Source organism: Paenibacillus sp. BSR1-1, from assembly GCF_030403775.1.
Taxonomy (GTDB): Bacteria; Bacillota; Bacilli; order Bacillales; family Cytobacillaceae; genus Neobacillus.
Genome location: NZ_JAQMWQ010000024.1, coordinates 78,796 through 92,670 on the forward strand (window position 1 = coordinate 78,796; position 13,875 = coordinate 92,670).

Consider the following 13,875-nt stretch of genomic DNA (forward strand, 5'->3'; position numbering starts at 1 on the left):
ACAGCAGCCACCGGCTCTCTGAAGCCATTTCTTAATGCCGTCTTCATCATCACATGTTATATTTAGAATTAAGAGAAATTTCAAAATTTAAATTGAATATAGGGATTATTCTACAACCATACATTCAGAATTGTAAAGGGATAAAGTAGAAAAAATTCATTTTTATTTGATGAAAAATTTTACTTAAAAAAAGGAATTCAGTAATGGCGCAGTAGTAAGCGATTACACGTTGATTTAGGGAAAATAAATCTATTGTAAAAAAATAAAGAGAGTCATATAATGTCTACAATACAAATACATTTGTGCGCGACATAAGGACACGAACTGGAGGGGAAATCATGAAAGCAATATCGATTGGATTATTAGGCTTAGGCACTGTTGGGTGTGGTGTCGTGCAAATCATAAAAAATCATCAGGATAAGTTAATGCATCAGGTGGGTTGTCCGGTTGTCATCAAAAAAATCCTCGTACAGGACGTACATAAAGCGAGATCCGTAGAAGTTGATGCAAGTCTTTTAACTTCAAACGCTGCCGATATACTTAATGATAATGAAATTGATGTGGTCATTGAGGTAATGGGGGGCGTGCAGGATACAAAAGATCATCTCATTAGTGCGCTCCGTCAAGGAAAGCATGTGGTGACGGCCAATAAGGATTTGATGGCATTGCATGGATCAGAGTTATTAACCGTGGCTTCTGAACATGGATGTGATTTATTTTACGAAGCAAGCGTTGCCGGCGGTATTCCAATCTTAAGAGGCTTAGTTGACGGGCTTGCTTCAGATCGTATTACCCAAATGATGGGAATTGTTAATGGGACAACTAATTATATATTAACCAAAATGAGCACTGAAGGAAGGTCATATGAAGAGGTACTAAAAGAAGCACAGGATCTTGGCTTTGCCGAAGCGGATCCAACCTCTGATGTTGAAGGCCTAGATGCTGCCCGCAAAATGACTATTCTGGCTACACTTGGTTTTTCGATGCATATTGATTTAGAAGATGTTAAAGTGAGCGGTATTTCAAACATTACCGAAGAAGATTTGCGTTATGGACAACAATTGGGCTATACGATGAAGTTGATTGGTTATGCCCATCGGGAAGGTGAAAAAGTAGAGGTCAGTGTAGCCCCGACCTTCTTGTCTAATAATCACCCGCTCGCATCTGTTCAAAACGAATACAATGCTGTATATGTTTACGGGGAAGCAGTTGGAGAAACGATGTTTTATGGCCCTGGAGCGGGAAGCCTGCCAACTGCAACAGCTGTTGTCTCAGACCTTGTCGGCGTCATTAAAAACCTGAGACTCGGAGTAAATGGAAAAAGTGCTGTGACTCCGCAATACGCTAAGCTCTTAAAGGATGATGGTGAAAAGTATTCTAAATATTTCTTACGAATTCATGTACAAGATGAGGTTGGTGTGTTTGCTGATATTACCTCTGTGTTTGCTAAACATGGAGTCAGCTTCGAAAAAATACTTCAGCTGCCAATTAAGAAAAATGAAACATCAGAAATTGTCCTAGTGACACACCATGCTTCATTAACAAATTATGATAAAATTTTACAAGAGTTATATGATATACAAGCGGTGAAGGAAGTAAAAAGTGCATATCGGGTGGTGCGAAAATCGTGATGAGATGGCCAGGATTATTAGAAGCATATAAAGAATATTTACCAATTAACAATGAAACTCCTAAATTAACTTTACATGAAGGAAATACGCCATTAATCAAGCTTGAACGTCTTTCACAGGAATGGAATGTTGAGCTTTATGTGAAATTTGAAGGTGCAAATCCAACAGGATCTTTTAAGGACCGCGGGATGGTAATGGCAGTCGCCAAAGCGGTAGAGGAAGGAAGCAAAACAATCATTTGTGCTTCAACGGGGAATACATCTGCTGCTGCAGCGGCTTATGCTGCCCGTGCAGGCTTAAAATGTATCATCGTGATTCCTGAAGGGAAAATTGCGATGGGCAAGCTGGCACAAGCCATGATGTATGGAGCAGAGATTATCTCCATAGAAGGGAATTTCGACCAGGCGCTGCAAATGGTTCGCAATATTAGTGAGGAAGAACCGATAACACTCGTTAATTCAGTCAATCCTTTTAGGCTTGAAGGGCAAAAGACAGCAGCCTTTGAGGTTTGCGACCAGCTTGGCTTTGCGCCGGATATTTTAGCAATTCCAGTTGGAAATGCCGGTAATATTAGTGCTTACTGGAAAGGATTTAAGGAATTTGCGGACAAGAAGGGGACAGGATTGCCGCGAATGTTTGGTTTTGAAGCGTCAGGTGCTGCTGCACTTGTACACAACCGCGTGTTTGAAAATCCTGAAACGATTGCAACCGCGATTCGGATTGGAAATCCGGCGAGCTGGGATTTAGCCGTTTCTGCTGTTCAGGAATCTGACGGAATTTTTGATGAAGTCAGTGATGAAGAAATTTTAGCTGCTTATAAAAAATTGGCTTCTTCTGAAGGGGTTTTTGTCGAACCTGCTTCAGCTGCTTCCCTTGCCGGAGTGTATAAAAGCATCCAACAAGGAAAAATCGCGGGAGGAACAAAAATTGTTGCTGTTGTGACAGGAAATGGCTTGAAGGATCCTGACACAGCCATTAAAACTAGTCTCATTAAACCGGTACAGCTGCCAAATGATGAAAAAGCCGTTACAGAGCATATTCGAGGGGTTGTTCTGAATGCCTCTAAATAATCGATTTATTATCGAGGTTCCGGCAAGCACCGCCAATCTTGGGCCCGGCTTTGATTCTATTGGCTTGGCACTTGACTTATATTTAACATTAGAAGTGGAAGGCAGCAGTCGCTGGGAATTCTATTCTACATCAGATGAATTGAAGCAGTTTCCGAATGATGAACAGCATTTTATCGGCCAAGTAGCTATTAATACGGCTGAGAAATATGGGAAGGTTTTGTCACCATGTAAGGTAACAATCAAAAGCGAGATTCCATTAGCTCGAGGATTAGGCTCAAGCGCATCAGCTATCGTTGCCGGAATTGAGCTTGCCGACCGTATTGGTGAATTAGGTTTAACGAAACAGGAAAAGCTTCTCATTTCTACAGAAATGGAGGGGCATCCGGATAATGTTGGTGCATCCATTTATGGTGGGCTTGTTATTGGCTGCTATCAAAAAAATGAAGTGGACATCCTAAACTTTGCAAACTTATCTTTTGAAGTGGTAGTGGCAGTTCCGCAAGAGATCTTATTGACAAAGGATTCACGAGATGTTCTTCCGGAAGCTTTTTCACGGCAGGAGGCAATAGAAGCCTCATCGACGGCAAATCTATTGGTCGCGGCACTTTTAAGTCAAAACTGGGAAGTAGCGGGAAAAATGATGGAGCAGGATCTCTTCCATCAGCCATATCGCAAACCGCTGATCTCCTTTTATGAAGAAGTAGAACAAGTGGCAAAATCCAATGGGGCTTTTGGGGTGGCACTAAGCGGCGCCGGTCCGTCAGTCATATGCTTCACTGAAAAAGGACAAGGCAAATTGCTGTCTCAAGTTTTACAAAGTGAATTTACAGAAATGACAGTGAAGCACCTAAATGTCGATAATGACGGAAGCATTATCAAAGAAGTTGAAAAGTTTGTCAGATAAATTATTGAAAAAGAAGGGCAGTCTTCCGCTGCCCTTCAGATTGTCGAGAAAGGGTATTTTCTCGGCAATTTTTTTATGAATTGATTGTCTCTGCTACCTGGCCTGTTGATTTCCGCGGGGAGGTCCTGGAGCCTCCTCGGCGCTTTGGCGCCTGCGGGGTCTCCAGTGACCTCTATATCCCGCAGGAGTCGGTGCCCTCCGCTCCAATCAACAGGGAGGTAGAACAAAGTTATAGCAACACACATTTTCCATCCTAGCTAAATGCGTTCGCTTCCACTCTTCATCTTTATATGATAGTAGCAAAGCTCGAGCAGTTCTTTGAGTCTGCCAAGCTGCACTCAATTTTTACCTTTCAAAAATTTATAAAACATTTTTCCTAATTAAATACACTCTGTTGATTGGAGCGGAAGGCGCGAAGCGACGAGGAGGCTTCCCGGCACGCCCGCGGAAAGCGAAACGCCTGGAGCGCAAATCAACAGACTTGTAGCTGTCGAAAAACTTTCAGTAGCCTTTTATTTCATTCATTTTCTTTAATAATTTTGAAGGGCAGCCATTAGCGCTGCCCTTTTTCCTTACTATCAAGAAATTCCTCAAAATCCTCTTTTCTTAATGGCTTACTAAATAAATAGCCTTGCATTTGCACACAATTTTTCGAAAGTAAAAATTCCTTTTGATACTCTTGTTCAACCCCTTCTGCAATGACATTTAAATGAAGACTGCGGGCAAGGTTGATAACCGCTTCAGCTATTTCTGAATTACCCCAATCCTCCTTGATGTCTTGTATGAAGGATTTATCAATTTTCAAAGTATTGATTGGTAAATTCCTCAAGTAATTTAATGAAGAATACCCTGTGCCAAAATCATCAATCGAAATAGATATTCCAGCATCCTGAAGGGAGTGGAGCGATTCAACAATGTCCGAAGAATTATTGAGGAGAATACTTTCCGTTATCTCAATCTCAAAATTTTCTGGACCTAATTTCGTTTCATTCAATATTTCTTTCACTTGCTTAACCATGTTGCATGGTTCCTGGAACTGTCGTCCCGAAAAATTTACCGATATCGATAAAGGGATGGAACGATTTTTGTTCCAATGACTCATTTGCCCACAGGCCATTTTCATCACTAATTCCCATAAGGGCTGGATTAGCCCGGTTTCTTCGGCAATCGGGATAAATAATTCGGGAGACACGAATCCTAATTCTTCATCCGTCCAACGGAGCAGTGCCTCTGCACCAAAAAGCGTGTCAGATTCAGCATTTATCTTTGGTTGATAATAAACTTCAATTTTTTCATTTTCAATCGCTTTTCTTAAGCGGGCTTCAAGACGAGGTCTTTCAATATTGGAGTTCATTAATTGCTCAGAGTAAACAGTTAAGCGGTTGCCTCCCATTTTTTTCGCAGAATACATAGCCAAGTCTGCATAAATAACAAGAGTGTCAAAGTTTTCAGTTTGTTCCGGGTATAAACTAATTCCACAGCTGGCACCCAGGTAGATCTCGTTGCCATCTATAGAATATGGTTTTTTTAAACTCGAAATAACTCTTTCGGCTGCTGCTTTGGTTTCTTGCAAATCATAATTAACCAATAAAATTATAAATTCGTCGCCGCCTTGACGAGTAATGATGTTCCTGTCTTGATCAGGCAGGCATTGCTTAATTCGTTCAGCGACAATTTTCAGTAATTCATCACCTTTATTATGACCAAATGAATCATTGACTTGTTTGAACCGATCCATATCGATAAACAAAACAGATAAAGTTCTCCCTTTATCATTTGAATCAATAATATGTTTAATTTTTTCTTGGAAATATCTCCGGTTAAGCAATCCAGTTAGTGGGTCATGATAGGCCTGAAATTCGATAAGTTCCTTACTTCGTTTTAAGTCATCTACATAGCTGCGCAAATGGTTTGATAAAGCATTGACATTTTCTGTGAGAAGGCCTAATTCATCTTTTCGATTTAAGTGCAGGTGCTTGCCGAAGTTTCCTTGTGCAATTTCATTCACCTGCTCAACAATATAGCCAATTGGCTGTGTGATTGAACGTGAAAAAATAAAGCTAATAATTAATACGATGATCATAATGGCAATGGAAAGAAGAATATGTACTTTTAGCTCGTGGGCGAGTTCCTTTTGAATGAGCCCATAATCATACACAAGCTCGATGACAAATGGATCTTCATTAGTTGCAGGTAAAAACGTTTTCATGATGTTTTTGCCATTAATATGAGCCTTGTAGGATTGAACATCATTTGTTTTGATTGCTTTTTTGATATAATCCGAATCTGTTTTGATATTCGGATACTTGTAGTCCCCATACCAATAGGGTTCGGCGGAAATACGGGTATAGCTCTGTCCGTTTGAATGAACAACCTCTTTCTTTTTTCCAAAATGTTTTGGATTAAGAACAATTAGCTCTAATATTCCCTGTTCACTCGTGAAATCTTTAATAATACTTTGGGGGCCAAATCGGTTCTCGTATTCTAATACTTCATTGTCGCGAAAAAATGGATTAATTATATAATTCGTCGTCCCATCATAATAATAGCCCCATTTATCAATATGTTCTGGATTGGAATCAGCAATTTCAATCGGACCTGACCAATAATTCGGTAAGGTAATTCCCTTATCAACCTTTACAGGGACTAACGAAAGAAGCTGTTGGAAAGCGTCATACCAGTAGCCCCATTCCTTAGTGGACATATTGATTTCTTCAGGGTCCGAAGAACGGACCCCGATAATATCATCAGGGGTTTTAGCTAACAAAGTAATATGGGATACACCAACATCCTTAGCCAATTTCGTCAGCTGGTCATTTGTAATATCTTGATATCTAGGCGGCAGTTTTGCTTTTATGGCCAATGAGGCCATACGCAAGTCCCTTCCGAGAATGTCCTCTACATATAAAGAACCTCTTTTTGTATTTTTTACCTGAAAGGAAACTTCCTTTGTAATCATCGAAATTTCCCGCTCGTTATAATTTAGCAGTTGATTTTTAGAGCGGAAAAAATGGAATACATTATTAGTTAACAATATTAAAAAAACTAAAAGACAAAAAATAAGTGGAAGTTTCTTCTTGATAGACAATGACGCAACACTCCCATAAGTATTTGCTCATCCTAATAGCAGGGGTGAGCAAATACTTTTTTGATATCCAGTTAAAAGGAGACTAGCCTTTTAACCCGTGCAGCCATTCTTGATAGCATTCATCACAAAGTGCTTCATCTCGTTCAGTATTCTCTGAAAAAAACGAAACATAATGGAGCTGTTTTTCCACAATTTCCTCAGTGCAATAAAAACATTTTTCAGACATAGCAATCCTCTCCTTAAAAAATTATGATAGCTTAGTTTTTTCAGGGAGAAAGAGATTTATTACATAAAAAAATCACCGCCTAAAAGGGGGGATATTGTGGCGGAATAGCGTAAAAATTAAGAAAATTATAGAGGGGAGGCCATATAAAATTGAAGCTTCCAATCATTCATACAAAACTGCGCACTCCAGTTGTCAAGGATGACTATATTAGAAGGGCAAAGCTGACCCAGAAAATGAAAAAGATTCCAGAATATGAAAGGTGAATCCAGGAGATATCATTACACATGTATTTCCGTTAGAACAAGCTAAGCATGGATATGAAGTCTTTGATACGAAAACAGAGGATTGCATTAAATTGATATTAAAACCATAAAATTAGGAGTGATGGCATTGTCCATCACTCCTAATTTTAAACATTTAATACGATTTTTTCAGTCGTAAGACATTGCTCTAACATCCATGGCCATTTCCCATGCCCCGAATGTGTATTAATGTGACCTGCATTAGGTATCGTGATCGAAGGAAGAGCTAGGTTTAAATAATTTTTTGCATCCTCCAAACTGCAATATGGATCATTGGAGGAATGGACAAATAAAGTTTCTTCCGACGCTGCCCGTAAATGTGTTTTATATAGAGGAACTGGATAAAAGGATGTTGCTTCTGGTAGTACGATGGCTGGTGAAGGTGGTGCCACAAGGATAACTTGGTCGGCGATCAGCTTGTTTTGATTTGCTGTGTAATGGAGCCATAGGATGCATCCCAGGCTGTGGGTAATAACGGTAAGCCTATGATCTTTTGGTATCGTTTTTAATGCGGTATCTAATTCATCCAGCCACACCTGTAAATTGGGTGAATCAAAGTTTGAAAAGGTTGGATAGCAAACGTGAAAATTTCTTTGCGTTAATTCATGCGCTAACCAGCTCTGCCAATGATCAGGTCCGCTCCCGCCTAAACCGTGAAGGATTAAAAAGCTATGTTGATTCATACAAACACCCCTTTATGATTGAAAGTTTATTATTCCGATAGATTAAATTGGTTTTAATGAATTATACCTTCTTTATCATGGAATGACAATCAGTTTCTCCATAAAAGATTAAAAAGATATTTGCAATTGCCCTTATAAACAATCAATATTATAAGATATGTTCTTATAGAAAGCAGGGGTATGAATTGTCCGATTTTTTATCAATTGGTGTATCGCCAACATTAGCGAGTAAATTACATTCATACGGTGTGGCCGTTCCGACACCGGTTCAAAAACAAGCCATTCCCATTATCATGGGTGGGAAGGATATTATCGCTCAAGCACAAACAGGTACAGGAAAGACGTTTGCCTTTATACTGCCAATATTAGAAAAAATAAAAAGTGGTACAGTATATGTTCAAGCCTTGATCGTCACTCCTACCCGGGAATTGGCCTTACAAATAACAGATGAAATAGAAAAGCTAATCGCTGGAATTGAAGGTATTGATGTGTTAGCGATATATGGAGGGCAGGATGTCGACAAGCAATTGAAAAAATTGAAGAAGGGTATGCAGATTGTGGTTGGAACACCAGGAAGACTGTTGGATCATATCCGAAGAGGAACCGTCGATTTATCCCAAACTTCTTTTCTAGTATTAGATGAAGCCGACCAAATGCTGCATATTGGATTTTTGAATGAAGTAGAGGACATCATTAAGGAGACTCCTGCGAGCCGACAGACGATGCTATTCTCAGCGACAATTCCCTCTGAAGTAAGAAAACTTGCACATAAGCATATGCGGGCACCTGAATATATCCAGGTGGAAAAAACACAAGGACCCGCTGATAATGTTAAGCAAATTGCTATCCATACCATTGATCGTGCCAAGCAGGCAACCGTTATTCAATTAATTGAAACGCACCGGCCGTTTTTAGCGGTTATTTTTTGCCGGACAAAACGAAGAGTAAGTAAACTTTATGAAGTGTTAAAGAGCCATGGTTTTTCCTGTGATGAATTGCACGGTGATTTGTCTCAAGCAAAACGCGAGCAGGTAATGAAGCGGTTTCGCGATGCTGAAATTCAACTGTTAATTGCAACAGATGTAGCCGCAAGAGGTCTTGATGTCGAAGGTGTAACCCATGTATTTAATTATGATATTCCCCAGGACAGTGAAAGTTATATTCACCGAATAGGAAGGACAGGTCGAGCAGGAATGAAGGGATTAGCGATTACGTTATACTCATCAGCCGACCGCCCTACTTTGGATTTAATTGAAAAAGAATTGAATATCACCATTCAAAAACAGAACCTTGGGAATTCGAATAAGGAAAAAAGCGCATTGCCCAATCGTTCAGCTGTTCAAAAAGGGAAGGATACCAAGGGGAATGATAACAAGAATAGAACTCCAGATTCACGCAAGTCGAAAATGAATTCGAATTCCAAGGGTCAGGGCTCAAAACGAAAATCAAATAGCTCTCCGATATCTGCTAGTATCGGAAAAAAGAGCTCCAATACAGGAAGAACAAAAAAACAAAAGAAAAGATAATAAACAAACGGGACTGAAATTACTTCAGCCCCGTTTGCCTATTTAACTGCCGATTCCAATACCGGTGTTTGATTTTACGAGTACTTCTTCATATTTTTTCACATCAGCCTTTTGTCTGGAGAAAATGGTTCCAAGGTAACCTGCTAAAAATCCAAGTGGAATCGAGACAATCCCAGGTGTTGTATATGGGAATAAAGGTTCCCCTACAAAAATGGCTTTTCCGACCTCCAGGCTGAAAACATTTGGACTTATAAGAACAAGACCGATAGCGGAAATAAGCCCAACAACCATCGCCCATACAGCACCAATCGTATTAAATCGTTTCCAATAGATGGTGTAAATAATGACTGGCAGGTTGGCACTTGCCGCAACAGCAAAGGCTAGGGAAACAAGGAAGGCTACATTAAGAGTTTGAGCACCTAAAGCGAGAATAATGGATACAATTGAAACTCCAATTGCGGCCCAGCGAGCCATGCTAACCTGCTGCTTTTCGCTTGCTTTTCCTTTACGGAGGATTTCATTATAGAAATCATGGGCAAAGGCAGAGGCTGCTGTTAACACAAGACCAGCTACTACGGCGAGGATAGTGGCAAATGCGACAGCTGAGATAAAGGCAAAGAGCATATTGCCGCCAATAGCTTTTGCTAATAAGGGGGCCGCCATGTTTCCGGCCGGATTGGCTGCTACGATTTCACTATTGCCGACAAATGCCGCAGCACCGAAGCCAAGGAAAATGGTCATGACGTAAAAGATCCCAATGATCCATGTGGCATAAACAACAGAGGAGCGGGCCGTTTTGGCGTCTTTTACCGTAAAGAAACGAACGAGAATATGAGGCAATCCAGCTGTCCCAAGCACCAGTCCCATGTTTAATGAAATCGTATCAAGTCCGATTTTGTATTTAACACCGGGATTCAAGAAAGATTCCTTCAGGGGTGTGGCGGTTTTCATTTGCGCAAACATATCGGTGATGCTCCAGTTAAACTTGGCCAAGACAATAATAGAAATGATGAAGGTGCCTCCCATAAGAAGAATCGCTTTTATGATTTGTACCCAGCTCGTGGCATGCATGCCGCCAAAAATGACGTAAACAGTCATTAACACACCCACAATTAAAACCGATGTTGTATATTCCAATCCTAATAATAATTTAATGAGTGCACCCGCCCCAACAAGTTGAGCGATCATATAAAAAATAGAAATAGCCATCGTATTCATCGCTGCAAAACCGCGTATTTTCTTAGCATTAAATCGGGCCGCAATCATATCGGCAAACGTATACTTACCGAGGTTTCGAAGCGGCTCTGCTACTAAATATAGAACGACCAGGTAGGCAACAAGAAACCCGATACTATAAAAGAATCCGTCAAAGCCTGTCAATGCAACCGCCCCTGCGATTCCAAGAAATGATGCCGCAGACATGTAGTCCCCGGCAATTGCCAGTCCATTTTGCCAGCCTGTCAGACCCCCGCCGGCTGTGTAGAATTCACTCGCATTTTTGGTCCGTTTAGATGCGTAATAGGTTATGACTAACGTGACTAAAACAATCGCAAGGAACATAATAAAAGCAGGAGTATTCATCAGCTGTTCCCCCTTTCCTTGACAACTTTATCAGCCATCACATCAAACTTGGCTGCTTTTTTTGAATAGAGCATGCAAAGTCCCCAGGTCATCACAAATTGCAGGAAGGCAAAGACCCAAGCCCATGAAATACTGCCGATAAAGTTGTGATTTAAGATAGTTGAATAGGAAGTTAAGATTGGTAAAGCAAAGTAAAAACAAAAAAAGAAGATCGTGATAGGAATGATAAATTTTTTCTTTTCGGAGAGTAATGTTTGAAACGAAGAAGATTGTACAATTGAACTGTAATCGCTTTCAGAGATATCATTGATTTTTTTAGCCTCCAATGAAGCTCCCCCTCTCTCAAATAAACCTTGGTACAAAACATGAGGACGAAATAATGACAATGCTGAAGTTCAATAGCTGAAGTCTGGATGGTGTATAGTACAGGGTGAATGAATAGTGGAATACTAGAATGTAATGTTACAACTGCCCTCCTTTGGAAATTAGTAAACATTACTACAGTTTCAATTATAGTAATGCTTTTTTTAATTGCGCAAGGGATTTTTTGAAAAATAGGAAAATTTTAGTATAAAAAATATGGATGATAAGTATGAAAAAAAAGAAAACCCTTGCTGCGCAAAGGTTTTCTAAATATGGAGACTATCGGGATCGAACCGACGACCTCTTGCATGCCATGCAAGCGCTCTCCCAGCTGAGCTAAGCCCCCGTATATTTGGTACAAGAAAAATTATATCCGGATTTTAACTTTCATGCAAGAGGAAATTAAAAAAAAGGGCAGAAAATTTCTGCCCTCAGCTAATACTTTCAATTTCCACTTTTTTAACACCATCTAAATCAGAAACGGAAGCATAAACATCCGTCGTTTTTTCTCTGTAATCAACTGCTACTAATATTTGTACAAGATGATCGCCATTGTCCAGGTCCTTAATTCGAAGTCTGCGAATAATATATTTTTTCTTTATTAAAAAAGCTATTGCCTGATCGATTTGATTACGATCACAAATACATAGCTGCAAACTAACTTCTTTTTCCCGCAATTGTTTCGGGCCAAAGAGCTTCATTAAGAAGGGGATCAATTCTACACTTATTATGAGTAAGGCTACACCAACAGATGCCTCTAAATAAAAGCCTGCCCCAACGGCAATGCCAATTCCTGCAGCCCCCCAGATCATCGCTGCAGTCGTTAAACCAGAGATACTATCATTGCCCCGTCTTAGTATCACACCAGCACCTAAGAATCCAATCCCAGAAACGATTTGGGCAGCAAGTCGAAGGGGATCCATTGTAATTTTTACATCATTTGAATTCGGAAACATATAAGCGGATTGAATCGAAACGATTGTTAACAGACAACTTACAACGGAAATCACCAGACTCGTTTTAAGTCCGACTGGCTTTCTTTTTAATTCGCGTTCAAGACCGATTATTAGCCCAAAGACGGCCGAAATACCCAGCTTTATTAATATATCTATATCTGTATTTGACATCTACATTCACGTCCAATTTAAGAATCGATTAGAAGAACTTTTGATAAATTTATAGTAAATAATATAGGATTACATTAAAATCTTTACTTAGATTCTACACATAAAGGAGTATGTTATGGAAGAACCAAAAATAAATCCCTATGCCGTTTTAGCTATAGGTGTACTATCTGTTTCAGCCTCAGCTATTTTTGTCAAACTCAGTACAGCACCATCTGGAGTAATTGCATTTTATCGCTTATTTTTTTCAGTCTTATTCATGCTCCCCATATTTTTAACGAAGCATGTTTCAGAACTACGTCTTATAACCAAAAAAGATTGGCTTTTTTCGACCATTGCCGGAATATTACTAGCCTTTCACTTTATCCTATGGTTTGAATCACTAAATTACACTTCGGTTGCAAGTTCCACAGTTCTTGTGACCTTGCAGCCCTTATTTGCTTTTGTTGGAACCTATTTTTTCTTTAAGGAGAAATTATCAAGTAAAGCAATCCTCAGCGGAGTGATTGCTGTTGCAGGGAGTATAATTATTAGCTGGGGGGATTTCCGAATTAGCGGAACGGCCCTATATGGAGATATTATTGCATTACTTGCCTGTATACCAGTTACCGCTTATTTATTATTTGGTCAAAATGTTAGAAAAAGGGTATCACTTATTACTTATACATTTATCGTTTACTTTATGAGTACCATTACGCTATTCATTTATTGCCTGGCTGCTGGTGAGCCTTTATTTCCTTATTCTTCAAGTAACTGGACTTATTTTATTTTACTCGCGCTATTTCCTAATTTGCTCGGACATACATTGTTTAATTGGTCAATAAAATGGCTCAGTACTTCGACCATTTCAATGGCTATTTTGTTTGAACCAGTTGGAGCGACAATCCTTGCATTTTTCTTACTAAGCGAAAATGTCGTCTGGACACAAATCTTAGGAGGGGTTGTAGTCATCGGAGGTATTTTATTATTCGTGATGGATGAGAGAAAAATGAAATTAAAAGGTGAAATGAAAAGCACAACCTAAGGTCCGAGTTATTCACATTCTTTTAATTAGACATAAGGGAATGTGAATAATCCTTTTAAGAAAAGGACTTGTAAAAAAAAGTTTTAAAATTATATTGCAATCATTTATTTACCGTGTTATATTAAATCTCGTCCTCTTCAAGAGAGTCAAAAACAACGACAAATGAAATTTTAAAAAGTTGTTGACATCTAGAAGTGAGATGTGATAAATTAAGGAAGTCGCTTTTGAGGAATTGAGCAAAAGGGACTGAGAGTAACAAGATTGTTCTTTGAAAACTAAACAAACAAAAACGTCAACAAACAATAATATTCGTTTCATTTGAAACGAAGCCAACGTTTTATTTTATGAGCTAA

General features: G+C 39.4%; 11 protein-coding genes, 1 tRNA gene, 1 pseudogene and 1 other annotated feature (1 of these 14 only partly in view). Of the genes and pseudogenes, 6 read left to right on the top strand and 7 right to left on the bottom strand.

The window, feature by feature from the left end:
* Window positions 1–59, bottom strand: a binding site (T-box leader); it reaches 153 nt to the left of the window's first position.
* A 279-nt stretch (window positions 60–338) separates the two neighbouring features.
* From PH210_RS24300 to thrB, 3 genes are read left to right on the top strand one after another with little or no spacing between them, the layout of a single operon-like run.
* Window positions 339–1,631, top strand: a complete 1,293-nt coding sequence (locus PH210_RS24300) for a homoserine dehydrogenase (protein ID WP_289988961.1) — start codon at window positions 339–341, stop codon at window positions 1,629–1,631.
* On the top strand, window positions 1,631–2,701 hold the full coding sequence (gene thrC / locus PH210_RS24305; RefSeq protein WP_289988975.1) for a threonine synthase: 1,071 nt from the start codon (window positions 1,631–1,633) through the stop codon (window positions 2,699–2,701). Before PH210_RS24300 ends, thrC begins: the two co-directional genes overlap by 1 nt.
* Window positions 2,688–3,605: a homoserine kinase gene (gene thrB / locus PH210_RS24310; RefSeq protein ID WP_289988962.1), complete on the top strand. Its 918-nt coding sequence runs from the start codon at window positions 2,688–2,690 to the stop codon at window positions 3,603–3,605. The genes thrC and thrB overlap by 14 nt, the downstream gene beginning before the upstream one ends.
* Window positions 3,606–4,158: 553 nt before the next feature.
* On the opposite strand, the gene PH210_RS24315 is transcribed toward thrB, so the two are convergent.
* Window positions 4,159–6,564 carry an EAL domain-containing protein gene (locus tag PH210_RS24315; RefSeq protein WP_289988963.1) on the bottom strand — a complete coding sequence of 802 codons (2,406 nt, stop codon included), beginning with the start codon at window positions 6,562–6,564 and terminating at the stop codon, window positions 4,159–4,161.
* A gap of 211 nt (window positions 6,565–6,775) precedes the next feature.
* Complete coding sequence (locus PH210_RS24320) at window positions 6,776–6,919, bottom strand: hypothetical protein (RefSeq protein ID WP_289988964.1); 144 nt, start codon at window positions 6,917–6,919, stop codon at window positions 6,776–6,778.
* Window positions 6,920–7,175: 256 nt separating this feature from the next.
* Between PH210_RS24320 and PH210_RS24325 the strand changes: the two are divergent.
* A pseudogene (locus PH210_RS24325) lies at window positions 7,176–7,292 on the top strand (glutathione-dependent formaldehyde dehydrogenase); the annotation flags it as partial.
* Window positions 7,293–7,328: 36 nt separating this feature from the next.
* Here the strand turns inward: PH210_RS24325 and PH210_RS24330 are convergent.
* Window positions 7,329–7,904, bottom strand: coding sequence for an RBBP9/YdeN family alpha/beta hydrolase (locus PH210_RS24330; protein WP_289988965.1), 576 nt, complete (start codon window positions 7,902–7,904; stop codon window positions 7,329–7,331).
* Between the two features lie 185 nt (window positions 7,905–8,089).
* Here PH210_RS24330 and PH210_RS24335 point away from each other — a divergent pair, with 185 nt between their 5' ends.
* Window positions 8,090–9,430: a DEAD/DEAH box helicase gene (locus tag PH210_RS24335; protein ID WP_289988966.1), complete on the top strand. Its 1,341-nt coding sequence runs from the start codon at window positions 8,090–8,092 to the stop codon at window positions 9,428–9,430.
* 42 nt (window positions 9,431–9,472) lie between these two features.
* Here the strand turns inward: PH210_RS24335 and PH210_RS24340 are convergent, their stop codons facing one another.
* The 4 genes from PH210_RS24340 to PH210_RS24355 form a co-directional block, all read right to left on the bottom strand.
* Window positions 9,473–11,011: a solute symporter family protein gene (locus tag PH210_RS24340; protein ID WP_289988967.1), complete on the bottom strand. Its 1,539-nt coding sequence runs from the start codon at window positions 11,009–11,011 to the stop codon at window positions 9,473–9,475.
* A complete protein-coding gene (locus PH210_RS24345; RefSeq protein WP_289988968.1) occupies window positions 11,011–11,337 on the bottom strand; it encodes a DUF485 domain-containing protein in 327 nt (108 codons plus the stop codon). The genes PH210_RS24340 and PH210_RS24345 overlap by 1 nt, the downstream gene beginning before the upstream one ends.
* A gap of 310 nt (window positions 11,338–11,647) precedes the next feature.
* A tRNA-Ala gene (locus PH210_RS24350) sits at window positions 11,648–11,720 on the bottom strand.
* An 85-nt stretch (window positions 11,721–11,805) separates the two neighbouring features.
* Window positions 11,806–12,501, bottom strand: a complete 696-nt coding sequence (locus tag PH210_RS24355; protein WP_289988969.1) for an MgtC/SapB family protein — start codon at window positions 12,499–12,501, stop codon at window positions 11,806–11,808.
* 115 nt (window positions 12,502–12,616) lie between these two features.
* On the opposite strand from PH210_RS24355, the gene PH210_RS24360 reads away from it, so the two are divergent.
* Window positions 12,617–13,522 carry a DMT family transporter gene (locus PH210_RS24360; RefSeq protein WP_289988970.1) on the top strand — a complete coding sequence of 302 codons (906 nt, stop codon included), beginning with the start codon at window positions 12,617–12,619 and terminating at the stop codon, window positions 13,520–13,522.
* The last annotated feature ends 353 nt before the right edge of the window (window positions 13,523–13,875 follow it).

Bases quoted from the DNA above. Each gene is read 5' to 3' on its own strand.
- PH210_RS24300 (WP_289988961.1), top strand. From the start codon at position 339: ATGAAAGCAATATCGATTGGATTATTAGGCTTAGGCACTGTTGGGTGT.
- PH210_RS24355 (WP_289988969.1), bottom strand. From the start codon at position 12,501: ATGTCAAATACAGATATAGATATATTAATAAAGCTGGGTATTTCGGCC.
- PH210_RS24330 (WP_289988965.1), bottom strand. From the start codon at position 7,904: ATGAATCAACATAGCTTTTTAATCCTTCACGGTTTAGGCGGGAGCGGA.
- PH210_RS24320 (WP_289988964.1), bottom strand. From the start codon at position 6,919: ATGTCTGAAAAATGTTTTTATTGCACTGAGGAAATTGTGGAAAAACAG.
- PH210_RS24340 (WP_289988967.1), bottom strand. From the start codon at position 11,011: ATGAATACTCCTGCTTTTATTATGTTCCTTGCGATTGTTTTAGTCACG.
- PH210_RS24315 (WP_289988963.1), bottom strand. From the start codon at position 6,564: ATGATTACAAAGGAAGTTTCCTTTCAGGTAAAAAATACAAAAAGAGGT.
- thrB (WP_289988962.1), top strand. From the start codon at position 2,688: ATGCCTCTAAATAATCGATTTATTATCGAGGTTCCGGCAAGCACCGCC.
- PH210_RS24360 (WP_289988970.1), top strand. From the start codon at position 12,617: ATGGAAGAACCAAAAATAAATCCCTATGCCGTTTTAGCTATAGGTGTA.
- thrC (WP_289988975.1), top strand. From the start codon at position 1,631: ATGAGATGGCCAGGATTATTAGAAGCATATAAAGAATATTTACCAATT.